18 protein-coding genes and 1 tRNA gene are annotated in these 23,207 nt (G+C 66.5%); 16 read left to right on the top strand and 3 right to left on the bottom strand.

Translation table 11 applies throughout. From position 1 onward, the window contains the following. A partial coding sequence (locus tag CKO23_RS19465) for a cytochrome b/b6 domain-containing protein (RefSeq protein WP_346014643.1) occupies positions 1 to 660 on the bottom strand: 660 nt, incomplete at its 3' end. Between the two features lie 117 nt (positions 661 to 777). Between CKO23_RS19465 and queC the strand changes: the two genes are divergently transcribed. From queC to pufA, 5 genes are all read left to right on the top strand, one after another. Next, the gene (queC, locus tag CKO23_RS19460) at positions 778 to 1,476 is read left to right on the top strand and encodes a 7-cyano-7-deazaguanine synthase QueC (protein WP_200333733.1); all 699 of its coding nucleotides are present in this window, start codon (positions 778 to 780) and stop codon (positions 1,474 to 1,476) included. Continuing rightward, positions 1,473 to 2,567 (top strand): 6-carboxytetrahydropterin synthase, encoded by a 1,095-nt coding sequence (locus tag CKO23_RS19455; protein WP_200333721.1) that lies wholly within the window; start codon positions 1,473 to 1,475, stop codon positions 2,565 to 2,567. Before queC ends, CKO23_RS19455 begins: the two co-directional genes overlap by 4 nt. After that, on the top strand, positions 2,564 to 3,205 hold the full coding sequence (gene queE, locus CKO23_RS19450; RefSeq protein ID WP_200333719.1) for a 7-carboxy-7-deazaguanine synthase: 642 nt from the start codon (positions 2,564 to 2,566) through the stop codon (positions 3,203 to 3,205). The genes CKO23_RS19455 and queE overlap by 4 nt, the downstream gene beginning before the upstream one ends. A 465-nt stretch (positions 3,206 to 3,670) precedes the next feature. Next, positions 3,671 to 3,811 (top strand): light-harvesting antenna LH1, beta subunit, encoded by a 141-nt coding sequence (gene pufB, locus CKO23_RS19445; RefSeq protein ID WP_164655027.1) that lies wholly within the window; start codon positions 3,671 to 3,673, stop codon positions 3,809 to 3,811. Positions 3,812 to 3,837: 26 nt separating this feature from the next. Then, the gene (gene pufA / locus CKO23_RS19440; protein ID WP_200333717.1) at positions 3,838 to 3,987 is read left to right on the top strand and encodes a light-harvesting antenna LH1, alpha subunit; all 150 of its coding nucleotides are present in this window, start codon (positions 3,838 to 3,840) and stop codon (positions 3,985 to 3,987) included. Between the two features lie 467 nt (positions 3,988 to 4,454). Here the strand turns inward: pufA and CKO23_RS19435 are convergent. Further along, positions 4,455 to 4,529, bottom strand: a tRNA-Glu gene (locus CKO23_RS19435). A 171-nt stretch (positions 4,530 to 4,700) separates the two neighbouring features. On the opposite strand from CKO23_RS19435, the gene pcnB reads away from it, so the two are divergent. The 4 genes from pcnB to panD all read left to right on the top strand — a co-directional run bounded on the left by pcnB (position 4,701) and on the right by panD (position 8,501). After that, positions 4,701 to 6,050, top strand: a complete 1,350-nt coding sequence (gene pcnB, locus CKO23_RS19430) for a polynucleotide adenylyltransferase PcnB (protein ID WP_200333716.1) — start codon at positions 4,701 to 4,703, stop codon at positions 6,048 to 6,050. A 158-nt stretch (positions 6,051 to 6,208) separates the two neighbouring features. Further along, the gene (gene panB, locus CKO23_RS19425) at positions 6,209 to 7,012 is read left to right on the top strand and encodes a 3-methyl-2-oxobutanoate hydroxymethyltransferase (protein WP_200333714.1); all 804 of its coding nucleotides are present in this window, start codon (positions 6,209 to 6,211) and stop codon (positions 7,010 to 7,012) included. Positions 7,013 to 7,064: 52 nt separating this feature from the next. Further along, entirely contained in the window at positions 7,065 to 7,919 is an 855-nt protein-coding gene (gene panC, locus CKO23_RS19420) for a pantoate--beta-alanine ligase (RefSeq protein WP_200333712.1), read from the top strand. Between the two features lie 201 nt (positions 7,920 to 8,120). Beyond that, positions 8,121 to 8,501: an aspartate 1-decarboxylase gene (gene panD, locus CKO23_RS19415; RefSeq protein ID WP_200333705.1), complete on the top strand. Its 381-nt coding sequence runs from the start codon at positions 8,121 to 8,123 to the stop codon at positions 8,499 to 8,501. Between the two features lie 83 nt (positions 8,502 to 8,584). On the opposite strand, the gene glgA is transcribed toward panD, so the two are convergent. Continuing rightward, on the bottom strand, positions 8,585 to 10,120 hold the full coding sequence (gene glgA / locus CKO23_RS19410; protein ID WP_200333703.1) for a glycogen synthase GlgA: 1,536 nt from the start codon (positions 10,118 to 10,120) through the stop codon (positions 8,585 to 8,587). Between the two features lie 115 nt (positions 10,121 to 10,235). On the opposite strand from glgA, the gene zwf reads away from it, so the two are divergent. From zwf to creC, 7 genes are all read left to right on the top strand, one after another. Next, positions 10,236 to 11,705, top strand: coding sequence for a glucose-6-phosphate dehydrogenase (gene zwf, locus CKO23_RS19405; RefSeq protein ID WP_200333701.1), 1,470 nt, complete (start codon positions 10,236 to 10,238; stop codon positions 11,703 to 11,705). A gap of 135 nt (positions 11,706 to 11,840) precedes the next feature. Next, positions 11,841 to 13,487 carry a glucose-6-phosphate isomerase gene (gene pgi, locus CKO23_RS19400; RefSeq protein ID WP_200333694.1) on the top strand — a complete coding sequence of 549 codons (1,647 nt, stop codon included), beginning with the start codon at positions 11,841 to 11,843 and terminating at the stop codon, positions 13,485 to 13,487. Between the two features lie 11 nt (positions 13,488 to 13,498). Beyond that, on the top strand, positions 13,499 to 15,319 hold the full coding sequence (locus tag CKO23_RS19395) for a hypothetical protein (RefSeq protein ID WP_200333692.1): 1,821 nt from the start codon (positions 13,499 to 13,501) through the stop codon (positions 15,317 to 15,319). Continuing rightward, the gene (locus CKO23_RS19390; RefSeq protein ID WP_200333690.1) at positions 15,316 to 19,455 is read left to right on the top strand and encodes a DEAD/DEAH box helicase; all 4,140 of its coding nucleotides are present in this window, start codon (positions 15,316 to 15,318) and stop codon (positions 19,453 to 19,455) included. The genes CKO23_RS19395 and CKO23_RS19390 overlap by 4 nt, the downstream gene beginning before the upstream one ends. A gap of 100 nt (positions 19,456 to 19,555) precedes the next feature. Beyond that, positions 19,556 to 20,506: a protochlorophyllide oxidoreductase gene (locus CKO23_RS19385; RefSeq protein WP_200333688.1), complete on the top strand. Its 951-nt coding sequence runs from the start codon at positions 19,556 to 19,558 to the stop codon at positions 20,504 to 20,506. Between the two features lie 139 nt (positions 20,507 to 20,645). Further along, complete coding sequence (gene creB / locus CKO23_RS19380) at positions 20,646 to 21,356, top strand: two-component system response regulator CreB (RefSeq protein ID WP_242482576.1); 711 nt, start codon at positions 20,646 to 20,648, stop codon at positions 21,354 to 21,356. Further along, positions 21,353 to 22,825 carry a two-component system sensor histidine kinase CreC gene (gene creC / locus CKO23_RS19375; protein WP_200333686.1) on the top strand — a complete coding sequence of 491 codons (1,473 nt, stop codon included), beginning with the start codon at positions 21,353 to 21,355 and terminating at the stop codon, positions 22,823 to 22,825. The genes creB and creC overlap by 4 nt, the downstream gene beginning before the upstream one ends. The last annotated feature ends 382 nt before the right edge of the window (positions 22,826 to 23,207 follow it).

The following is a 23,207-nucleotide window of genomic DNA, read 5'->3' as shown; positions in this document are numbered from 1 at the left end:
GGGCGGCGGTGGCGGCAGGAGTCCGCCATCGGCGACCCAGACGGCCGCTGCGGCCAGCGCGAAGGCGAAGAGGAATGCGATCAAGCCGCCGCCCGTGGCCGACGCCGCCGCGGAGTCGCTGAGCGTCTTGTAGCCGCTGACCATGGGGCGGATCATGTTGTCCTTGCGAATCAAGGTATAGAAGAGGGTCGCGCAGATGTGGAGAATCACCAGGGCGCCGACGACCCAGATGAGCTGACGATGCAGCCGTGCCGCCCAATCCGCGGTATCCATCGAAACGGCGGCGTAGAGCGGTCCCTTGAAGGCGATGTCGTCGGTGGCGAACAGCCCAAGCAGGCTTTGTGTCAGCAGCAGCCCGAGCAGGGCGAGCACAGAAAGTGCACCCAATGGGTTGTGGCCGACGCCGTGCCAACGTCCGCGCAGATAGGCGACAATGCTGCCCGGTCCGCGCACGAATTGACTGAAGCGCGCATAGGTCGAGCCGACCAATCCCCACGCCAGCCTGAAGGTCAGCAGACCGAGAATGGCGAGTCCGATCCGGCCGTGCCAGACCATCCAGTTTCCACCCGTGAGCCCGGTTGCGAAGGCGAGTGCCACCAGCACCGCTAGCAGCCAGTGGTGAATCCGGGTGGGGAGATCCCAGAGCTTGATTCGATTCATTGTCATCGTCTGAAGCCTGATTTCGTTTGATTGATATCTTGGGGCCAGTTTCGCCCAGTGCGAGTCCCGACGGCAAGTCGCTGCGCTGAGGCTGGCCCAAGAGGATGAGGAATCTTCATGACGCCTGCTGTAGTGCTCCTGAGCGGCGGTCTCGACTCCACGACGACCCTGGCGATTGCGAAGTCTCAGGGCTTCGACCCCTACGCGCTTTCGTTCCGCTATGGTCAGCGGCACGCGATCGAACTCGCGTCTGCCGCGCGGGTGGCGGAGGCGCTGGGGGTCGCGGAGCATGTGATCGCCGACATCGATCTGCGGCGCTTCGGCGGCTCGGCGCTGACGGGCGATGTCGCCGTGCCCAAGGGCCGCGCCCCGGCCGCCATGGCCGAGGGTATCCCGGTCACCTATGTCCCGGCGCGCAACACCGTCTTCCTTTCCTTCGCCCTGGCCTGGGCGGAGGTGTTGGGCGCGAGCGACATCTTCATTGGGGTCAACGCCCTGGATTACTCGGGCTACCCCGATTGCCGGCCGGAGTACATCGCGGCTTACGAGCGCATGGCGAACCTGGCGACCGCGGCGGGTGTCGAGGGCCGCCAGTCATTCAAGGTGCACACCCCGCTCATCGAGCTGAGCAAGGCCGAGATCATTCGCAAGGGGCTGGCGCTGGGCGTCGACTATGGCCTCACCAGCAGTTGCTATGACCCCGCCGAGGACGGGCGGCCCTGCGGGCAGTGCGATTCCTGCCTGTTGCGCGCCAAGGGCTTTGCCGAGGCCGGGGTGGCTGACCCGCTCCTGGCGCGATTCGGAGACGACCAATGACAGAGCGGCTCTTTCATCTCGCGGCCGCCCCGTTCGAGGCGGCCCGGCGCGTCGCCATCCTGCCGGAGGGGCACCCCTGCCGGCGTCTGCATGGTCACAGCTTCGTCGCCCGTGTGCGCGCGGAGCTGGCGCCGGGTTGGGCTGGGTTTCGTGGCGGGGAGAGCAGCGCACTGTGCGAGGCGCTCAAGACCTGCGTCGCTCCCCTGGACTACCAGGATCTCAATGCGGTGCTCCCGGTCCCGACGGATGAGAACCTCGCGCGCTGGGTGCGGGATCGACTCGGCCTGAACGCGCTCGCCTCGGTCGGCATCCAGAGCACGCGCGATCAGGGCGCGGACCTCGATGGCTCGGATCAGGTCCATGTCTGGCGGCGCTTCCGCTTCGAGGCCGCCCACCGTCTGCCGCGGGTGCCCGAGGGCCATCAGTGCGGGCGCATGCACGGTCACGGCTTCGAGGTGATCCTGCATGCCAATCAGGATCTCGCGGGGCAAGACATGGGGGTCGACTTCGACCTGCTCGCCAGGGTTTGGGAACCCTTGCGGGATGCGCTGCACCACAGCTGCCTCAATGAGATCCCCGGACTCGAGAATCCCACCAGCGAGATGCTCTCGGCCTGGATCTGGCAGCGTCTCAAGCCCCAGCTGCCCCATCTGTCCTGGGTGACCGTCTATGAGACGGCCACGGCCGGCTGTCACTACGACGGATGCCACTACCGTATCTGGAAGGAACAGCGCTTCGAAAGCGCGCTCAGGCTGACCGCCGCGCCGGAGGGCGACTCGCGGCGGCGTTTGCACGGCCACAGCTATCTGCTGCGCTTGCATCTCACCGCTCCGCTGGACGAGGTCCTGGGCTGGACGGTCGACTACGGCGACGTCAAGGCGCTCTTCAAGCCACTCTATCAGCGTCTCGACCACCATCGGCTCGATGAGCTGCCGCATCTGTCCTCGGCCGATCCCGGCACCCTGGCGCTCTGGCTGCGTGAGGCGGTCGCCGCCGAGCTGCCGCAGCTGGATCGGATCGACCTGCAGGAGACGCCCGGCTGCGGTGCCTCGCTCTGCTGGGGCGAGCTGGGGCCGGCGCTGCCGACATGAGCTACTGGGTCAAGGAGATCTTCTACAGCCTGCAGGGCGAAGGGGCTCAAGCGGGCCGCCCGGCGGTCTTCTGCCGGTTCGCCGGCTGCAATCTCTGGTCTGGGCGCGAGGTCGATCGCGGCGGGGCCATGTGTCGATTCTGCGATACCGATTTTCGCGGCACCGACGGCGAGGGCGGTGGTCGCTACCCGGATGCCGATCGCCTTGCCGACCGGCTCTGCGCGACTTGGCCGCGGGCCGGCGATGGCGCTGTGCGGCCCTATGTCGTTTGTACGGGCGGCGAGCCCCTGTTGCAGTTGGACTCCGCCCTGATCGAGGCGCTGCACGCGCGCGGCTGCGAGGTCGCCGTCGAAACCAATGGAACCCGCGAGGTGCCGCCTGGCCTCGACTGGCTGTGCGTCAGCCCCAAGGCGGGGGCGCGGCTGGTCGTGACCTCGGGCGACGAATTGAAGCTCGTCTACCCGCAGCTAGGCGCGGATCCTGAGTCCTTCGCCGCGCTCGGCTTCCGCCATTTCTTCCTGCAGCCGATGGACGGGCCTGCGCTGGCGGCCAATACGGCGCGCGCGGTCGATTTCTGCAAGACCCATCCACGCTGGCGCTTGAGTCTGCAGCTCCACAAGTGGCTGGGTATTCCGTGAGCCGGTGAGTACCTGGTTTTCACGCCAAGACGGCAGATGAGCCGCGATTCTTCGAGACCATGCCTGCTGCGCGCCCGTGCTGAGGCGATGTTCCTTTTTCAAAGATCATCCGCTTGTTTTTCATGTTTTTATTTCGATGGTGTCGAATCGGATGCCGCTTGCCGCCTGGGGCGCGCGGGTGTTCGACTTGTCCTGGCTCAACTCTTATTTGTAAATCCGTATTGACAATACCGGGTGTCAAGTTAAGATGACAGCCAGGTTCGCTACAGCGGGTTCCCTGAATCAGCCGCACCTGATTAGGTTTGACGCTGCCGCCCGCGGCAGACGCCACTGCGCCGAGCTAGAGCGCGAGCCGACGAAACACCGTTTTTGTTCTGACGAGTCATATCAATGGCTGAATCGAAAACTCCCGCAGCCCGCACGAAGGGTGGCGGAATTGGCAAACCAAGCATGGAGACCAAGCCGATGGCTGGACCGAGTCTTTCCGGGCTGACCGAGCAGCAAGCTAAAGAATTTCACGAGCAGTTCAAGGTGACCTACACCGCGTTCGTCGGCCTGGCCGCACTTGCGCACCTGTTTGTCATCGCCGCCAATCCCTGGTTCTGAAACGAGTCATTTAAGAGGCCAATCTTATGAACAAGCCCAACAACCCAGCTGACGATTGGAAAATCTGGCTCGTCGTCAACCCTTCGACCTGGCTGATGCCCATCTTCTACGCGCTGCTGGTCCTCGCGATCGCCGTCCACGCTGTCGTGTTCGCGGTCGGTCTGGGCTGGCAGTAAGCTGCTCGTAGCCTTCGGCGCGGCTCGGCGAAGAATGGTGCCGGGCTAGACGAAGTAGAGTCTCCAGCGCAGTGCGCAGAGGCTCGCAGTTGCTTCGGTCGAAGCGCGCGTGTAGATGCTGATTCAGTGCGGCGCTGGTAGCCATAGGCTACCGGCGCCGTCTGCGTTTTGGCGGGTAGGCGTTTAAATGTCTGTAGCGATGGGATTCCGGGGCGTTTGCGCGCCAAGGCTCATCGATGCGTCCGAGGCGTTGTGCTGCTTGGTCGAAAAGGGGCGGCGATTCGGGTGTCTGCGCGCCGCGCTCGAGCCCCGGCATTCTGGCGCCTGTCGCGGGTTCTTCGGCGGCTAGGCCGAAGTCTGTGGTTGGGGCGTGTTGACTGGTGGCGGCCTTGAGTGGCGCGCTTCTGGAGTGGCGGGCATGAAAAAAGCGCCGCGCCCGGAAGGGCGAAGGCGCTTGATTCAGGAGATGGTACTCTCTAGGGGATTCGAACCCCTGTTACCGGCGTGAGAGGCCAGCGTCCTAACCACTAGACGAAGAGAGCAGTATTGCTGTCAGGAATCGCGTATTATACTCGCGAAAATTTGTTTAACAAGTGGCAGTGACTGCCACCCTGGCAATCGGCTGTTCCGAGCTCTGCTGGCGGGTTATGGATTAGCTCCCCCCAGGCTCGCCCCGCCGCTTCAGGCTGAAGGAACCTCCAACGAATACGGTCATGCAGGAATCCGACCCTCTCTCCGATACGACACCCATCGCGAGCCCCGTCATCGTGCCCCGTCCAGAGCACAGCATCTCTCGGGCGAACATCAGCGAGAACGCCCTGAAGGTCCTCTACCGGCTTCGGCAGGAGAGCTTCAAGGCGCATCTCGTCGGTGGTGGCGTGCGCGATTTGCTACTTGGGCACGAGCCGAAGGACTTCGACATCGCAACCGACGCGACCCCCGAGCAGGTGCGCCAGGTCTTTCGCAACTGTCGGCTGATCGGGCGACGGTTCAGGCTTGCGCACGTTCATTTCGGGCGTGACATCATCGAGGTGGCAACCTTCCGCGGCAGCGGCGCGGACGACGCTCCGGCGGATCGATGCCTCGAAAACGGCATGATCGTGCGGGACAACAGCTATGGCACGATCGAGGAAGACGCGCTGCGGCGGGATTTCACCATCAATGCGCTCTACTACGACATCGAGGATTTCTCGCTGATCGACTACGCCAATGGTCTGGAGGACATCCAGGCGGGGCGAATCCGCATGATCGGCGATCCCGAGCAGCGCTACCGCGAGGATCCGGTCCGGATGCTGCGTGCCGTGCGCTTTGCCTGCAAGCTGGGCTTCACGATCGATCCGGCGACGGAGCAGCCGCTGTTCGCGCTGGGGCGTCTGCTGGAGGACATTCCCGCCGCCCGTCTGTTCGATGAACTGCTCAAGCTGTTTCAATCCGGCTATGGGCTGGAGGTCTTCGAGAAGCTGCGCCACTACGGGCTCTTCGGTCAGCTCTTTCCGGCGACCGAGGAATGCCTGAAGCTTGAGGATCAGGCATTCCCCATCACCTTCGTGAGCCGCGGGCTTGCGAACACCGACAAGCGCATGCAGGAGTCCAAGCCTGTCACGCCGGCGTTCCTGTTCGCCGTTCTGCTCTGGGAGCCCGTGCGGCAGCGCTTCAATCAACTCCAGACCGGCGAGGGCATGTCGGCCAACGAGGCCATGCTGGTCGCCTCGTCCGAGATCAGCTCCCAGCAGCAGCCGCTGGTCGCCATTCCCAAGCGCTACTCGCTGCCGATGCGCGAGATCTGGGCGTTGCAGCCGAGGCTGGAGCAGTGCGACGGCAAACGTCCCTATCGTCTCCTGACCCATCCCAGGTTCCGGGCGGCCTATGACTTCCTGGTCTTGCGTGCCGAGGCTGGCGAGGCCGATCCGGAGTTGGCCGCCTGGTGGACGCGTTTCCAAGACGCGAGCAGCCAGGAGCGGGCCAGCATGACGGATTCCGCGCGGCGGCGTCGCCCGCGCCGGCGTCGGAAATCGGCCAAGTCAGGTAATGATCACCAGTCAGGTAATGAGCTGAGCGGCTGAGCGCCGCTGTCGGCGGCCTGTCCATGCAGGTTGTCGCGCCTCCTTCGCGCCACCCCGATCCGCTGTCGTCAGCTGTCCCCGAGGTCAGCGTGGTGCGCTAGCACCATCTGGCGGCGGCGACTATCCTCCAGCTAGTTTTCTCCCCACCGGAGCCCTTGATGTCCGCTGCCCCCGTTTCCGTCGCGACCCTCGCCGCCATGAAGGCGCGCGGGGAGCGCATCGCCTCATTGACCTGCTATGACGCCAGCTTCGCCCGCCTGCTCGATGCGGCCGGGGTGGATGTGATGCTGGTGGGCGATTCGCTCGGCATGGTCTTGCAAGGCCATGAGACGACCGTGCCGGTGACCATGGAGCACATGGTCTATCATACCGCCTCCGTGGCCAGGGCTCGGGGACGTGCGCTGGTAGTCGGCGATCTGCCGTTCCTCGCCTGCGCGACACCCGAGCGCGCCCTGGACAACGCGGCCCGACTCATGCAGGACGGCGGTGCTCAGGTCGTCAAGCTGGAGGGCGGGGCGCCCATGCTGGAGACCGTGCGCCGTTTGTCGGAGCAGGGTATCCCGGTCTGTGCGCATCTGGGACTCCTGCCGCAATCCGTGAACCGGATCGGCGGCTATCGTTTCCAGGGTCGGGATCACGCCTCGGCCGAGGCGATTCGCCATGACGCGCTGGCCATGCAGGACGCCGGCGCTAGTCTCCTGGTGCTGGAATGCGTGCCGGCGGCCCTGGCCGGCGAGATCAGTCGCACCCTGTCTATTCCCGTCATCGGCATCGGCGCGGGGGCGGCATGCGATGGGCAGGTCCTGGTCCTCTACGACATGCTCGGCCTCAACACTCGCCGCCCGCCGAGCTTCAGCCGCGACTTTCTCGGTGAATGCGGCTCCATCGGGTCGGCCGTGCGTGGCTATGTCGAGGCCGTCCGCAGCGGCGCCTTCCCCGCCGAGGCCGAGACACCCTATTGAAGACGAACGCGGAAGCGATGAAGACGAACGCAGAGACTGAAGGACGAGCTGAATGGATCGAGTAGCGCGTATTGAAGACCTCAGAGAGCGGGTCGCGATCTGGCGCTCGGCGGGTGAGCGGGTGGCCTTGGTTGCGACCATGGGCAATCTCCACCGCGGTCATCTGGTGCTGGTGAGCGAGGCGCGCAAGTGTGCGGATCGTGTCGTCGCCAGTGTCTTCGTCAACCCGCTGCAGTTCGGCGCCAACGAAGATCTGGACGCCTATCCGCGCACGCTCGAGGAAGATCAACGTCTGCTGACGGCCGAGGGCTGCGATCTGCTCTTCACGCCGACGCCGAGCCTGGTCTATCCACGCGGTCAGGAGGCGCAGACGCGGGTCGAGGTGCCGGGTCTGTCGACGATCCTCTGCGGGGCGAGCCGGCCAGGGCACTTCGTCGGCGTCGCGACGGTCGTCTGTAAGCTGCTCAACATGGTGCAGCCGGAGGTGGCGCTCTTTGGCGAAAAGGACTTCCAGCAGCTCATGGTGATCCGCCGGATGGTCGAGGACCTGGACATGCCGGTCGAGGTCATCGGCGTCCCCACGGTGCGCGAGGCGGATGGTCTCGCGATGAGCTCGCGTAACGGCTATCTGACGCCCGAGGAGCGCGCGCGTGCGCCGGCGTTGAATCGCGTGTTGATCGAGGCCGCGGCGGCGCTGCAAGCCGGCGAGGAGCCGGACGCCGTTGAGACCGCGGCGCGGAGGGCGCTGTCGCGGGCCGGCTTGCGGCCGGACTATGTGAGCGTCCGATCGGCCGCGGATCTGAGCCAGGCCGCCCCCGCGGACGACGCGCTCGTGATCCTCGCGGCCGCCTATCTAGGGCGCGCGCGCCTGATCGATAATCTGCGGGTTACGCGCGCGCGGCCCTGAATCATGGCTCGCGCTGCTTGGGCATGGGCTCCAAGGGCTGACGCTTTTGTGATGGATCGGGCGCTTGGATAACCAAGTGCTGCGTTGCAGCAAAGGCTGCGGTAGACTTGGCGCCAGCTGAAATGAAATAGTCTTCATAGGCGAGTCTCAAGAACCTGGCTTGAAGACGTGGCCTGCGTGGCCAGAGAGAGGAATGAATCCATGCATTTGACCTTGCTGAAGTGCAAGCTGCATCGTGCGTGCGTAACGCATGCCGAAGTCGACTACGAAGGCTCCTGCGCCATCGACGACGAATTGCTGGCGCTTGCGGGTATTCGCGAGTACGAGCAGATCCAGATCTACAATGTGACCAATGGCGAGCGTTTCACCACCTATGCGATTCGCGCGGAGGGTGGGTCACGGGTGATCTCGGTGAATGGTGCCGCGGCGCACAAGGCCGCGCCCGGTGACCGCGTCATCATCTGCGCCTACGCGGGTATGAGCGAAGCGGAGGCGGACAGCTTCAAGCCGTCCCTGGTCTACCTCAACGAGCAGAATCGCGTCATTCGCACGGGCAACGCCATCCCCGCACAGGCCGCCTGATCAGGGTTGGCGAGCCCGCTGTCACGCCGCATGGTGGTTTGCTCCACCATGCGGTGTTTTGCGTTCTGGAGGTCGATGCGGCCTCAGGCCAGCGCCGTGGCGGCCTGCGATTGCCGTTCGGCGATGGCGTCCGCATAGAGCTGGAGATATTGGTTGGCGCTCGCTTCCCAGCTCAGGTCGAGCGACATGCCGGTGGTTGCGAGCCGGCGCCAGCCCTGCGGGTGCTCGCGATAGAGATGCATGGCTTGCCGGACGGCGTGGAGCAGGGATTCGGGCTTGGGCTCGTCGAAGAGGAAGCCCGTTGCCGTGCCGTTCCCCAGGCGCTCTGGCGTTGCGGGCGTGACCGTGTCCGCCAGTCCGCCCGTGCGGTGGACGATCGGCGGCGTGCCGTAGCGCAGACTGTAGATCTGATTCAGGCCGCAGGGCTCGAAACGCGAGGGCATGAGGAAGGCGTCGCAGCCCGCCTCGATGCGATGGGCACGCACCTCGTCGTAACCGATGAAGACGCCGATCTGACGCGGATTCTCCTCGGCGATCTTGACTAGCGCCTGCTCTGTCTTGCGGTCTCCGGACGCCACGACCAGCAGCTGGACTCTGGGATCCCGCAGCAGCTCGGGCAGGATCGCGAGGATGAGATCCACGCCCTTTTGCTCGACCAGCCGTCCGATGTAGCCCAGCACGAAGGCGTCCTCGCTGCGCGGCAGACCAAACTCGCGCTGGACGTCGAGCTTGTTTTCCGCCTTCATCTCGAAACGCTCCGCGTCGTAGGTCTGTAGGATCAAGGGATCCGACGCGGGGTCCCACACCTGGTAGTCGATGCCATTGAGGATGCCGCTGAAGCGGTTGCCGATTTGGCGCAGCAGACCATCCAGGCCGCAGCCGAAACGGGGCGTGCGCACCTCTTCCGCATAGGTCGGACTCACGGTATTGACCCGATCGGAGAAGATGATGCCGCCCTTGATGAAGGACATCCGTTGGTGGAACTCGATGCCCGCCAGGCTCCACAGCGAAGGGGGCAGATTGAGCCGATCGAACGTCGCCCGATCGAAGAGTCCCTGGTAGGCGAGATTGTGGATGGTGAAGATGCGCGCGGGATGCTCCGGCAGCCCGTGCATCAGGGCTGGCGCAAGGCCTGTCTGCCAGTCGTTGCAATGCAGGACGTCCGGCCGCCAGCCGAGTGCGGGGAGCCCCTGGGCGAGCTCCACGATGGCTCGGCAGAAGAGCATGAAGCGCTCGGCGTTGTCGCCCCAGTCGCGACCCGTGAGATCCGTGTAGGGATTGCCTTCGCGGGTGAAGTGCTCGGGCGCGTCGACCAAATACACGGGTAGATCGTGATCGGGGTGCCGCCCCTCGACGATGCCGATCTGGGCGCGGCAGCCGGGCAGTGCGAGCGTGCACAGCGGCTTGGGCTCGCGGACCTGGCGCATGGCCTTGGGGTAGGCGGGCATCACCAGGCGGGCATCATGGCCGAGCTGGCGCAGCGCGATGGGTAGGCTCGAGGCGACATCGGCGAGACCGCCGGTCTTGACCAGGGGATGTGCCTCGCTGCAGGCCATGAGCACGCGCAGACGGCTCGGCTCCAGGGTTGGGACGTCGGAAGGGGGGGGTGACTGCGCCATTCTATCGGGGTCTCGAATTCCAGGCGCTTGGGCCTGTCAGATGTTCGGTGGGAGGATGGAAACACTATGACGGACTTCACGTTAGCACACTTGACCTAGAGGGAGGTAACCGGCCATGCAGGAGTCCTGCAGCCTGATCATCTTCGGCTCGACTGGGAATCTGGCGACCTACAAGCTACTACCGGCGCTCTACCACATCGAGGCCGCCCAGCGGCTCGATCCGGCGAGCAGGATCCTCGGTTTTGGCCGGCGCCAGTGGTCGGATGAGGACTGGCGGGGCGAGGTGCGCGCCAGTCTGGGCGAGCGACTCGGGAGCACGCTGGACGAGGACGCGCTGGCTCGGCTCCTGAGCCGCCTGCGCTTCGTCTCGGGCGATCTGGAGCGGCCCGAGGACTTCGTGCGACTGGCCGAACGGCTGAGAAGCGACGACGACCTGCCGGACAATCTCATGTCCTACCTCGCCGTCGCCCCCAGGCACTATGGGCACATCGTCGACCAGCTCGCCGCCAATGGGCTGAATGCCCAAGCGTCCGGCTGGTCGCGTCTGGTCGTGGAGAAACCCTTCGGCTTCGATCTCGAGAGCGCCAGCATCCTGGATCAGCGGCTGCAGCGCTGCTTCAGCGAGGATCAGATCTACCGGATCGACCACTACCTCGGCAAGAGCACGGTCCAGAACATCCTCGTCTTCCGCTTCGCCAACCTCATCCTGGAGCCGCTCTGGAATCGCAACTACATCGATCATGTCCAGATCTCCCACGCCGAGTCGCGCGGCATCGAGGAACGCGCCGGCTTCTACGATGGCGTGGGGGCCATGCGCGACATGATCCAGAGCCATCTGTTGCAGATGCTCACCCTGGTCGCCATGGAGCCGCCGCCCAGTCTGGACGCCGAGGCGTTGCGGGACGAAAAGGTCAAGGTGCTGCGTTCGATTCGGGCGATTCCGCGCGAGGCCGTCCACGCCCAGGCGTTCAGAGCACAGTACGGGCCGGGGCGCTCGGGCGATACCAAGCTGGCCGGATACCGAGATGAGCCCGGCGTGGGGCACAACAGCACGACGGAGACCTATGCCGCGCTCAAGCTCTACATCGACAACTGGCGCTGGCGCAACGTGCCCTTCTACCTGCGCACCGGCAAGCGGCTCGGTCAGACCAATTCGCTGATCGCCATCCGCTTCAAGCACCCGCCCCAGCAGCTCTTCCGCGCGACGGCCATCGAACAGCTCAAGCCCAACTGGCTCCTGCTCAACATCCAGCCGAACGAGTGCATGCGCATCGAGATCCAGGTCAAGCAGCCTGGGCTGGAGATGCGCGCCCAGACCGAGCGTCTGGATGCCAGCAGCTGCACCCTGCCGCCCGAGCACATCGACGCCTACGAGGCGCTGATCCTCGACGTCATCGAGGGCGACCACACCCACTTCCTGCGCTATGACGAAGTGAATTGGGCCTGGCGCGTCGTCGACCCGATCCTCAAGCTATGGGCCACCGAGCGCGACTTCATCCATACCTATCCGGCCGGCTCCTGGGGGCCGGTGGAGGCCAATCGGCTGTTCGATCGGGAGGATCAGGAGTGGCGCAATGCGATGTGAATCGGAACGCGTCACGCGCGCATCTGGGGCTGCTGGCTGGGGGCCGGGCCATCGCCCAAGCCCCGCGAGTATGTTCCAATGCGCCCCCAGTCGAGCACCCGAATTCAGTCTTATCGAACCGAGGAGATGCGCACTATGTCGCTCGTGAGCCAGACCCCGCAATGGCAGGCCCTGCAAGGGCACTGGAACGAGATGAAGGCCGTCCGGATGGCGGACCTCTTCGCCGCCGATCCCGGCCGCGCCCAGGCCATGAGCCTCTCCGCGGCCGGACTCTACCTGGACTACTCCAAGAATATCCTCACGCGCGACAGCCTCGACAAGCTCCTCGACCTCGCCGAGGCGGTTGATCTCAAGGGCTGGACGCGGCGCATGTTCGACGGCGTGCCCATCAACAACACGGAGGATCGCGCGGTGCTGCACATTGCGCTGCGCAATCGCTCCAACCGGCCGATCCTGGTCGACGGCAAGGATGTGATGCCCGGAATCAATGCCGTGCTGGCCCGCATGGAGGCCTTTGTCGGCCGGGTGCGCTCGGGCGAGTGGACGGGCCACACCGGCAAACGCATCACGGACGTCGTCAACATCGGCATCGGCGGCTCGAATCTTGGGCCGAAGATGGTCTGCGCGGCGCTGGCGCCCTATCAGAGCGAGAGCCTGCGGGTGCACTTCGTCTCCAACGTGGACGGCACCCACCTGGTCGAGACCGTGCGTCGCTTGGATCCGGAAACGACCCTCTTCATCGTCGCCTCCAAGACCTTCACGACCCAGGAGACCATGACCAACGCGACCAGCGCGCGGGACTGGCTGCGCGCCGCGCTGGGGGATTCGGCGGCGGTCGCCAGACACTTCGTGGCCGTTTCCACCAATGCCGGGAAGGTCGCCGCCTTCGGCATCGATACCGCCAACATGTTCGGCTTCTGGGACTGGGTCGGCGGGCGCTACTCGCTGTGGTCGTCCATCGGCCTGCCGATCGCGCTCGCCGTCGGCTTCGAGCGTTTCGTCGAGCTGCTGGAAGGCGCGCACGCCATGGACGAGCACTTCCGCACGGCCCCGCTCAAGGAGAACATGCCGGCGCTGCTCGGTCTGATCGGGGTCTGGTACGCGAATTTTGCCGGTGCCCGCACGCACGCCGTGCTGCCCTACGACCAGTCGCTGCGCTTCCTGCCGGCCTATCTGCAGCAGGGAGACATGGAGAGCAACGGCAAGAGGGTCACCCGCGAGGGCGTGGCGATCGACTACGCCACGGGGCCGGTCGTCTGGGGCGAGCCGGGCACCGATGGTCAGCACGCCTTCTATCAGCTCATCCACCAAGGCACCCAGATGATCCCGGCCGACTTCATCGGGGCGATTCACAGCCACAATGAGCTGGGCGACCACCATCCCAAGTTCATGGCCAACTTCTTCGCCCAGACCGAGGCGCTGATGCGCGGACGCAGCTTCGACGAGGCGCTGGCCGAGACGCAGGCCGCCGGCGTGGCGGACGGGCAGGCGCGCTTGCTGGCGCATCACCGCACCTTCCCCGGCAACCGCCCGACCAACAGCCTCCTCATGGAGCGCTTGACGCCGCGGACCCTCGGCGCCCTGATCGCGCTCTACGAGCACCGCATCTTCACCCAAGGCGTCGTCTGGGGCATCAACTCCTTCGATCAATGGGGCGTGGAGCTTGGAAAGAAGCTCGCCAACGTCATCCTCGCCGAGATCGAGGGCGGCAAGGTCACCGCGAAGCATGACGCCTCGACCAAGGCCCTGCTGGAGCGCTTCATCCAGCATCGCCGTCGCTGATTGAGGGTGAAGTGAATCTGCGCGACGCCCTCGAGGCGCAAACCGTCGATCAGCTCAAGGCGCGGCTGAAGCTCATCCACACGGACCAGCGCCCGACCCGCAAGGGGGATCTCGTCGCGGTCATCGCCCATGCGCTGCTGGAGGGTGACTTGGCGCCGATCTGGAAGGCGCTGAGCGATCTGGATGTCAAGGCGATCTCCGAGGCGGTGCATGCCTGGTCGGGTCGCTTCGACCGCGCGCGCTTCCGGGTCAAGTACGGTGCCTTGCCCGCCCACTATGAATCCGACCCCTACCGCTACGGATACGGCCGCCGGGATCGCCAGGTGGAGCCCAGCTATCTGCCGCTCTTCTTCTACCCGGATGAGATGCCGTCCGATCTGCGTGCGCGCCTCGCCGAGATGGCGCCGAGACCAGAGGCCAATCGGATCGAGACGACGCCGCAGGCGGCCGTGCCCGAGACCTTTCGGTTGGACGATGAGGACACCCAAGGCTATGCCGTCTGGCGCCAGAGCACCGAGCCGCTCGTCCGCCAGGATCTCCCCGCCCTGCTCAGGTTGATCGAGACGGGGCGCGTCAGTGTCGGACCCAAGACAGGCGTCGCCAGTGCCGCCTCACTCAAGCTGATCGAAGGCCTTCTGGTCGGCGGGGATTGGTACCGGCCGGAGGACGACGAGGAGCGGCGGCGCTGGGCCGGCGGGCCGATCCGCCCGATCAAGCCCTACGCCTGGCCGCTGCTGCTGCAGGCCGGTGGGCTGGCCAAGATCGACGGCAGCAAGCTGGCGCTCACGCCCAAGGGTCGCAAGGCGCTCGGCGAGCCGCTGGAGTCGACCGTCAAGCTGCTCTTCGAGCGCTGGCAGACCAAGGGGTCGCCGGACGAGCTGCGGCGCGTCGATCTCATCAAGGGCCAGACCAGCAAGGGCGCGCGCCTCACCGCGGTCGCCGGTCGCCGCCGCGCCATCGCCGACATGCTCGCCGCCTGCCCGCCCGGGGAGTGGATCCATCTCGATCACTTCTTCCGCTACATGCGCCTGGAGGGCTACGACTTCGCGGTGACCGACAACCCCTGGAAGCTCTACTTCGTCGATGCCAACTACGGCAGTCTGGGCTACGAGGGCTCCGCGAGCTTCGACATCCTGCAGGCCAGGTATGCGCTGGCGTACCTCTTCGAGTACCTCGCCACCCTTGGCCTGATCGATGTCGTCTACACGCTGCCCGATCACGTGCGCGGTGGGTTCGGTCACTGCTGGGGCACCGATGAGTTCGCCTTCCTGAGCCGCTACGACGGTCTGCTCTATCTGCGGCTCAATGCGCTCGGCGCCTTCTGTCTGGGCCTGTCGGACAGCTATGTCCCCATGCTGGACGCTGTCGCGCCGCTCCTGCGGGCGCATCCCGACCTGACGCTGACCCTGCTGCGCGAGCCCTTCGCGGCGGAGGAACTGGTGCTCGCCCAATATGCCGAGCCGCGCGCCGACGGCCGCTGGCAGCTGCGCCCGGAGGCGGCCGTCGCATCGGCTGCCCGCGTCGAGGAGCGCGGGCGGTTGCGCGACTTCCTGGTCCAGTCGCTCGACGGCGCGCTTCCAGACGCGCTCGCGCACTTCCTTGCCGTGGCCGAGGAACGGGCCGACGCCCTGCGCGACGGCGGTGCCGCGCGACTCTTCAACTGCCGGGATGCCGCCTTTGCCGCCATGCTCTGCACGGATGCGGCGACCGCGGCCTATTGTCTGCGCGCGGGCGAGCGTCTGATCGTCGTCCCGCAGGCCAAGCTCAACGCCTTCCAAAAGGCCCTCTCGAAACTGGGCTATGTGCTGCCCGAGACCCTGATCCCCTCATGACCGATCCACGTGAATCCTGCCAAGCGCTGAGCGCCGACGAGCGCCGCATCCTACACGTCCTGTCCGTCGTCTACGAGCCCCTCACTCAGACGACGCTGCAGCGGATTCTGAGGGGCTTGAGTTGGAAGGGTGAGAGCGGACGGCCGCTCGTGGAGCTGGTGGTGGGGCCATTGCGCGAGCGCCTGATTGCGGCTGGCTGCCTCCTCGACACCAAGGGTGGCTGGGGCTGCGCCCCCGAGTTGGTCGAGCTCCTGACCCGCGAGACGGTGAGGGAAGGGCACTTCGAGCAGATCGTCGCGGCGGCGGAGGCGGTGGTGAGCGCCAAGCCGCTCAACAGCTGGCAGAAGGAGCCTCCCAGCCGACTGACACGGCGTCTGCGCAACGCGCTCTACGCGGGGCGCGAGGACGAGGTGCTGCGCATCGTCGGCGCCCCTGCGGGCAAACCCGGCGAGCCCATTCCGTACCAATCCGTTGAGATCCTGAGCCAGGTCTGCACGACGCCTCCAGACGCGGAGTGGCTCGCGACCCTGGCGCCGCGCCTGCGCCTCCTGGCGCTGGCCCCGGCGCTGGTCGAAGGCGGTTATCGGCTCACGCCCAGCTCAGACCTGGAGACCATCGCCCGGCAAACCCTGACGCCATTGATGGATGAGCAGCCGCAGGCGGCGATGGCGCTCGCCGAGCGCGCCCTGCTCGACGGTCGGCCGGACCAGGCCGGCCCCATTCTCGCCGAGCGGGTCACGCCCGAGGCCTTGCCCCTGATCGGCTGGCTGCATTTCGTGCAGGGCCGCTACGAGGAGGCGATTGGCGTTTTCGACCTCCACCTCACCACCCAGCGGCGCCAGACGCGCAAGCGCAATCTCTATATCCCTGGTTTGCCGGGGCTGCTGCATCTGCTTGCCTTGCTGCGGCGTGGCACGGCGGCAGACCTGGAGACTGTCCAGCGTCAGACCGGTATTGCCTTACGCGCCCCGGTGACGGATCGCTTCGAGCACACGTTTCGGCTGCTCGATGACCTGGTCAATGTGCTGAGTGGGCGCCAGCGTCTCCACGAGTCCGTCTGGATTCGCCGCTCGCAGCGCACCGGTCGGCCCTACGAGCGCCTGTTCCAGGCTCTGGCGCTGCACTGGCTCGGCGAACGGCCCAAGGAGGAGGCGCTGATCGATCTGGCGTCCCAGCATGAGGCCGCCGTGCAGGCGGGTGTCCTCTGGTACGCCTGGGAGAGCGCGGAGCTGCTGCGCGCGCTGGGCGGATCCCTGGATAAGGAGTTGCTCGGCGCGCGACCCGAGGGCATGGTGAGCCTGGTCGGGCTGCTGGCCCCCAAGTCCGAGTGGGAGATCGCCCTGGAGGCGCTCAAGGGACTGGGCGCCGGCGACGAGGGCAAGGCGACGGGCGATGTCCCAGGTGCCGACCGGCGCATGGCCTGGGTGCTGAGCCTCTACGGCGGTGAGGGCCAGCTGGAGCCGCGCGAGCAGAAGCGCAACAAGCGCGGGAGCTGGACCGCCGGGCGGCCGGTGGCCCTGGCGCGCCTGGCCGAGTCGCCCGAGGAATTCGACTATCTGACGGACGCGGACCGGCGCATCCTCGCCGCCATCAGCCAGGAGCAAGAGCAGGGCTGGTACGGCAACTACGGGCGTGTCTACTACCGTCTCGACTCGGATCGGGCCTTGCTCGCCGCCGTCGGGCATCCCAGGATCTTCCGTCCGGGTGTCATGGATGCCCCGCTCGAGCTGGTGCCTGCCGGCCCCGCCCTGGAGGTCACGACGCTCAAGGGCCGCATCCTGGTGCGTATCAACCCCTTCCCGCCGGAGGGGGCGAACCTGCTGATCCAAGAGGATGGGCCGCAGCGTCTGCGGCTCGTGCGTTTCGATGCCTCGCATCGGCGGATCGCCAAGCTCCTCGGCGAGGACGGTCTGCAGGTCCCGGAGCGCGGCAAGGACAAGGTCCTCGAAGGCATCGCCGCCCTCGCGCCGCTGCTCACCGTGCATTCCGCCATTGGCGGGACCGAGCATCTGGCCGAGACCCAGGACGCCGACACGCGCCCCTATGTTCACCTCAATCCGGTCGATGAGGGTCTCGCCCTGGAGCTCTTCATGCAGCCGCTGGGCGAGAAGGGACCGCGGCTGCATCCGGGGCAAGGCATGGCGACCCTCTTCGCGGAGGTCGAGGGGCGTGCCGTGCAGACCACGCGGAATCTGACCGGCGAGCGCCGCGCGGCGCAGGCGGTGCTGGATGCCTGCCCGGCCCTGGCCGGCAACGAGCACTGGGTCTGGGTGCTGGAGTCGACGGAGGAGGCCCTGACCGCCCTGGAGCAGCTGCATGCGCTTGAAGACGCCGTGGTGCTGCAATGGCCGGAGGGCAAGCGCATCGGGCTGACCTCCGAGGTCCAGGCCGGGCGCATGCGCGTGAGTGTGAACAAGCAGCGCGACTGGCTTGGCCTGGAGGGCGAGCTGGCCCTGGACGATGGGCGGGTGGTGGGGATGCAACAGCTGCTGGAGCTGGTCCAGGCGTCGCCGGGGCGCTTCATCCGCCTCGGCGAGCGCGAGTTCCTGGCGCTGAGCGACGCCCTGCGCCGACGCCTGGAGAGCCTCGCCGGACTGACCGACCGCGGCCGCTTCCACCCCTTGGCCGCCGCCGCGATCGACGAGAGCCTGGAGGGCATGGAGGTCAAGCGCAGCGCCCACTGGCAGGCGACCCTGAAACACCTGGCCGAGGTCCGCGAGCTGGAGCCGGCACTGCCCTCGACCCTGCAGGCCGAGCTGCGCGACTACCAGGTCGAGGGTTTCCGCTGGCTGGCGCGGCTCGCCCATTGGGGCGCCGGCGCCTGTCTGGCCGACGACATGGGGCTCGGCAAGACGCTCCAGGCCTTGGCGCTCATCCTCTCGCGCGCGACCGAGGGTCCGACGCTGGTGCTGGCGCCCATGTCCGTCTGCGCCAACTGGATGACGGAGGCCAGGCGTTTCGCGCCGACGCTCCAGCCCAAGCGCTTCGGCGCCGGGGATCGCGAACAGATGCTGAAAGAAGCCGGTCCCTTCGATCTCATCGTCAGCAGCTACGGGCTGCTCCAGAGCGAGTCCGAGCGGCTTGCGGGCGTACGCTGGGCGACCGTGGTGGCGGATGAGGCGCAGGCCTTCAAGAACGCCACTACCAAGCGCTCCCAGGCGATCATGAAGCTTGACGCCGGCTTTCGCATGATCACCACTGGCACCCCGATCGAGAACCACCTGGGCGAGCTGTGGAACCTCTTCCGCTTCATCAATCCGGGCCTGCTCGGCTCGCTGGAGACCTTCAACCAACGCTTCGCCATCCCCATCGAGCAGCATCAGGACTCGGGTGCCCGCAAGCGGTTGCGTCAGCTCTTGCGGCCTTTCATCCTGCGCCGCCTCAAGAGCGAGGTTCTGAGCGAGCTGCCGCCGCGCACCGAGATCACCCTGGAGCTGGAACTCGGCTCCGCCGAGGCTTCACTCTACGAGGCGCTCAGGCGGCAGGCGATGGAGCGCCTGGAGGAGAGCGACGAGGTCAACCCTGGCCAGAAGCGCCTGCGACTCCTCGCCGAGATCATGCGGCTGCGCCGCGCCTGCTGCCATCCCAAGCTGGTCCTGCCGGACAGCGATCTCGCCAGCGCCAAGCTCGACGCCTTCGGCGACATCCTCGACGATCTGCTCGACAACCGCCACAAGGCGCTGGTCTTCAGTCAGTTCGTCGACCACCTGAGCCTCATTCGCGCCTATCTCGATCGGCGTGGGATCAGCTATCAGTACCTAGACGGCTCGACCTCGGAGAACAAGCGCAAGGCCGCCGTCGCGGCCTTCCAGGCGGGCGAGGGCGACCTCTTCCTCATCAGCCTGCGCGCCGGCGGTTCCGGGCTCAATCTCACCGCGGCGGACTATGTCATCCACATGGACCCCTGGTGGAATCCGGCGGTCGAGGACCAGGCCAGCGACCGTGCCCACCGCATCGGCCAGGAGCGCCCGGTCACCATCTACCGGCTGGTCACCAAGGGCACCATCGAAGAGAAGATCCTCGCGCTCCACGCCAGCAAGCGCGACCTGGCCAACGACCTGTTGGAGGGCACGGGCGACAGCGGCCGCATCGGCTATGAGGAGATGCTCGCCTTGATCAGCGATCCCGCGCATTGAGCGCCGCCGATCGATCCCCGGTTTGCCCGCCCGCGCTTCTTTGCAGCGTCCCTTCGGGGCCGCTATCGTTCGCGGCATCGAGCCGCATTGCGAGGTGGAGATGACTGACGACAGTGTGAGCGAGCCTGAATCGACGATCTGGGAACGGCACGAGACGCTCTTCCTCGACCTCTTGGAGGGCTTCCTGAACCGCGACGACTTCAGCGAGTGCGGCGCCTTCCGGCATACCCCCGAGAAGTTCGTCCGCAGCCGCGCGCGGATCTACCAGGGCGAGAAGCTCGATCGGGTGATGATCAACCGCTACTCCCTGCGCCGGGGCCGCGCCGGGCTCGTCATCTTCGCCTACCCGCGGGTGCAGTACGACATCCCGGCCCTTCTGCTGCACGTCGGCGGCCATCCGCCTGACAAGACCCTCTTGACCCTGGATCTGGCGCCTTGCTCCGCGGGCATGGACATGACCCCCTTCGAGGCCGTCGCGCGGACGCATCGGCCTCTGATGGACCTCCCGGACACCCCGCTCGAATGGCTGGCCGCCGTCACCTCGCCGCACCTCATGCACTGCGCCTTCAAAGCCATCGCGCCGGAGCGCTTCCTCGGTGCGCTCCAGGCCACCATCGAGACCTGGCGGGATGCCTACATCGCGCCGGCCCGGCGCGACGAGGACGCGACCTTGGTCCAGGCGCGGCGCGAGCGGCTCATGGAGATGAAGAAGGTCATCTTCCAGAACGATCCCGCGTTTCCCGTCTTCACGCGCGCCTTCGGCCGATCCATGTCCGACGTCCTCGCCGAGGCGGCGTTCGGCGGCGATCCCGGCCTCTCCATCGCCGAGGCGACCGAGCCGCCGCCGGCACCCGGAAGTTGGTTCAACAAGAAGCTGGGTGTCGGCTGGCACGCGGACGCCCAGGAGCGCGTGCACGAGGCACCGGCCTTCCTGCGCCCCATGATTCGCCGCATCATCGAGAAGGAGGCCGCCAAGGAGGGCGCGGCGCAGGTCTCGATGGAGATGGTTCTGCAGTGCGAGAAGAAGTATCGGGGGAATATGGAGTTGTAGACTTGGCGTCAGTTGTCAGTTGTCAGCGGCGTAGGTTGGGCCGAGGGACGAGGCCCAACGAAACGGCGCACGGTACCACGCGCTCCCCGGCGCTCCGCGCCTCGCGGAGCCCGCTGCCGCCCAACCTAGCCGAGGTCCGATGTCCCTCCAGTCGATGTCCCTCCAGTCGAGATACATCCTGATCGTCGAGGACGAGCAGGCCATCGCCGATACCCTCATCTATGCCCTGCGCACGGAGGGGTTCGAGACCGTCCATTGCCTGCTCGGGCGCGAGGGGCTCGCCCGCGCGCTCGAGGGCGGTGTCGATCTCATGGTGCTGGATGTCGGTCTGCCGGACCTCAACGGCTTCGAGGTCTGCCGCGAGCTGCGCCGTGCCAGCGAGCTGCCGGTGCTCTTCCTGACCGCGCGTGGCGATGAGATCGACCGCATCGTCGGACTCGAACTGGGCGCGGACGACTATGTGGTCAAGCCCTTCAGTCCGCGCGAGGTGGCGGTGCGGGTGCGCAGGATCCTGCGGCGGCTCGCCCCGGAGATGCCGGTCGTGGCCGCGTCCACTGGCGGCCCCTTCGCGATCGACGCGGCCCGCCGGAGCATCCGCTATCACGGCGTCGAGCTGGATCTCACCCGCTATGAATACGAGCTGCTGGCGACCTTGGTCGGCGCGCCCGCCCGTGTCTTCAGCCGCGCCCAGCTCATGCAGCGCGTCTGGACCCATCCGGATCACAGCCTGGAGCGCACCGTCGACACCCACATCAAGACCCTGCGCGCCAAGCTGCGCGAGGTGCGCTCGGACGCCGATCCCATCCGCACCCATCGCGGCCTCGGCTATGCGCTGGAGATCCAGCCGTGAGGGTCTCGCTCCAGCTCGCGGCCGGTTACTTTCTCATCGTCGGCCTGGCCGCCTGGTTCGTGCTGGAGGTCTTCGTCGAGGAGGTCAAGCCGGGCGTGCGCGACGCCATGGAAGACACCCTGGTCGACAGCGCCAACCTCATCGCCGAGCTGGCGGCGCCCGCGCTGAGTGGCGCGCCGGAGCGCCGGGCCGAGGCCGGGCAGAGGATCGGCGCGGCCCTGGAGCGCTACCGCTGGCGCACGGTCGACGCCAGCATCTGGCGGCACAGCAAGCGCAGTCTGGATCTGCGGATCTATGTCACGGATGCCACGGGGCAGGTGCTCTACTCGACCGAGCCGGACCAGATCGGCCAAGACTACTCGCGTTGGAACGACGTCTATCTCACCCTGACGGGACGCTATGGCGCGCGCTCGACACGCACGCGGCCAGGCGACGACAGTTCCTCCGTCATGCATGTCGCCGCCCCGGTGCTGGACGGTGAGCGTGTCATCGGCGTGGTCAGCGTTGGCAAGCCCGGCAACAGCGTCGCCCCCATCGTCGAGGGCAGCAAGGCCAAGATCCGCGAGCGCGGTTTAGTCCTGCTCGCCATCACGGGGCTCATCGGCGCGCTCTTCACCTGGCATCTGACCCGCGCCATCGGGCGCCTGCGCCGCTACGCGCGCGAGGTCACCGCGGGCGGTCGCAGCACACCGCCCAAATCAAGGGCGCGCGAGCTGGCGGATCTGGCCGACGCCTTGGGCGAGATGCGCGAGCGCCTGGAGGGCAAACAGTATGTCGAGCGCTACCTGCATACCCTGACGCACGAGCTGAAGAGCCCCCTAGCCGCCATTCGCGGCGCGGCCGAGCTGCTCGGTGAGCCGGACATGCCCGAGGCGGAGCGCCAGCGCTTCCTTGCCAACATCCGCGAGCAGTCGGACCGCCTCGCGCAAGTGGCCGAGCGCCTGTTGGAGCTCGCCCGCGTCGAGCAGCAGCAGGCCCTGGCCCAGTCCGAAACCATCGATCTTGCAGCACTGATCCAGGACGGCGTCACCGCGCTCGCCCCCCTGGCAACCCCACGCGGTATCCGTTTCGAGGTCCAGGCCGATGGCCCGCTGCTGGTCCAGGGCGATGCCTTCCTGCTCGCGCGCGCATTCGCCAACCTGCTCGACAACGCCGTCGGATTCTCGCCGGACGGCGGGCGCGTCCTGGTCGAACTGCGCGAGCTGGAGCGCGGTAAGGGCCGCGACGAGCCGCCGAGGCTGGAGGTCGACATCAGCGACCAGGGGTCCGGTATTCCCGACTACGCCCGGGAGAAGATCTTCGAGCGTTTCTTCTCGCTGCCGCGCCCGTCAGCGGGCCGCAAAGGCACCGGGCTTGGCCTGAGCTTCGTGCGCGAAGTCGCCGAGCTGCACGGCGGCTCCATCCTGCTCGCGAATCTTGAGCCCGAGGGCGTCCAGGCCCGGTTGACCTTGCCCCGGGCGGTCAGTTGATCCGCCGGCAAGCGACAGTCCTGGCCCGGGTGACGCTGATTAGGCGATTTCCGGGGAACAACATACCCACGGTTCCGATCCCGTAGGATGGGCAAAGCCCTGGCGATACGCTGCTTTCGGAGTGCCGAGGGTCGCGGGGCGTGCCCATCCTCCCAGCTCGGCGTCTTGCAAGATGGGCACGTCCGCCCGGCGTCGAGGCTGGGCTCGAGCCCAGGGCGCGGACGTTGCCCATCCGATCCGGATCTATGTGGGTAACTCACGTTTCGGAGTTGAAATTCGCCATAGTGACGGTCTCATGCCTCCATAGAATCAGGCTCTGCGCCCTCCAACTGGAGGGTGAAGTCATCGAGTTGTAATGCCTGGACAAAGAAGCGCTGCACCT

Source organism: Thiocystis violacea (assembly GCF_016583565.1).
In the GTDB taxonomy this organism is placed as follows: domain Bacteria; phylum Pseudomonadota; class Gammaproteobacteria; order Chromatiales; family Chromatiaceae; genus Thiorhodococcus; species Thiorhodococcus violaceus_A.
Note: the sequence above shows the minus strand (reverse complement) of the source record. Positions and strands in the feature narration are given on the sequence as shown.

Excerpts from the sequence above, each read along its gene's own strand:
- CKO23_RS19390 (WP_200333690.1), top strand. The coding sequence starts at position 15,316 with ATGACCGATCCACGTGAATCCTGCCAAGCGCTGAGCGCCGACGAGCGC.
- creB (WP_242482576.1), top strand. The coding sequence starts at position 20,646 with ATGTCCCTCCAGTCGATGTCCCTCCAGTCGAGATACATCCTGATCGTC.
- zwf (WP_200333701.1), top strand. The coding sequence starts at position 10,236 with ATGCAGGAGTCCTGCAGCCTGATCATCTTCGGCTCGACTGGGAATCTG.
- queE (WP_200333719.1), top strand. The coding sequence starts at position 2,564 with ATGAGCTACTGGGTCAAGGAGATCTTCTACAGCCTGCAGGGCGAAGGG.
- CKO23_RS19455 (WP_200333721.1), top strand. The coding sequence starts at position 1,473 with ATGACAGAGCGGCTCTTTCATCTCGCGGCCGCCCCGTTCGAGGCGGCC.
- glgA (WP_200333703.1), bottom strand. The coding sequence starts at position 10,120 with ATGGCGCAGTCACCCCCCCCTTCCGACGTCCCAACCCTGGAGCCGAGC.
- CKO23_RS19385 (WP_200333688.1), top strand. The coding sequence starts at position 19,556 with ATGACTGACGACAGTGTGAGCGAGCCTGAATCGACGATCTGGGAACGG.
- pufA (WP_200333717.1), top strand. The coding sequence starts at position 3,838 with ATGAACAAGCCCAACAACCCAGCTGACGATTGGAAAATCTGGCTCGTC.
- panB (WP_200333714.1), top strand. The coding sequence starts at position 6,209 with ATGTCCGCTGCCCCCGTTTCCGTCGCGACCCTCGCCGCCATGAAGGCG.
- pgi (WP_200333694.1), top strand. The coding sequence starts at position 11,841 with ATGTCGCTCGTGAGCCAGACCCCGCAATGGCAGGCCCTGCAAGGGCAC.
- panD (WP_200333705.1), top strand. The coding sequence starts at position 8,121 with ATGCATTTGACCTTGCTGAAGTGCAAGCTGCATCGTGCGTGCGTAACG.
- panC (WP_200333712.1), top strand. The coding sequence starts at position 7,065 with ATGGATCGAGTAGCGCGTATTGAAGACCTCAGAGAGCGGGTCGCGATC.
- pcnB (WP_200333716.1), top strand. The coding sequence starts at position 4,701 with ATGCAGGAATCCGACCCTCTCTCCGATACGACACCCATCGCGAGCCCC.
- queC (WP_200333733.1), top strand. The coding sequence starts at position 778 with ATGACGCCTGCTGTAGTGCTCCTGAGCGGCGGTCTCGACTCCACGACG.
- pufB (WP_164655027.1), top strand. The coding sequence starts at position 3,671 with ATGGCTGGACCGAGTCTTTCCGGGCTGACCGAGCAGCAAGCTAAAGAA.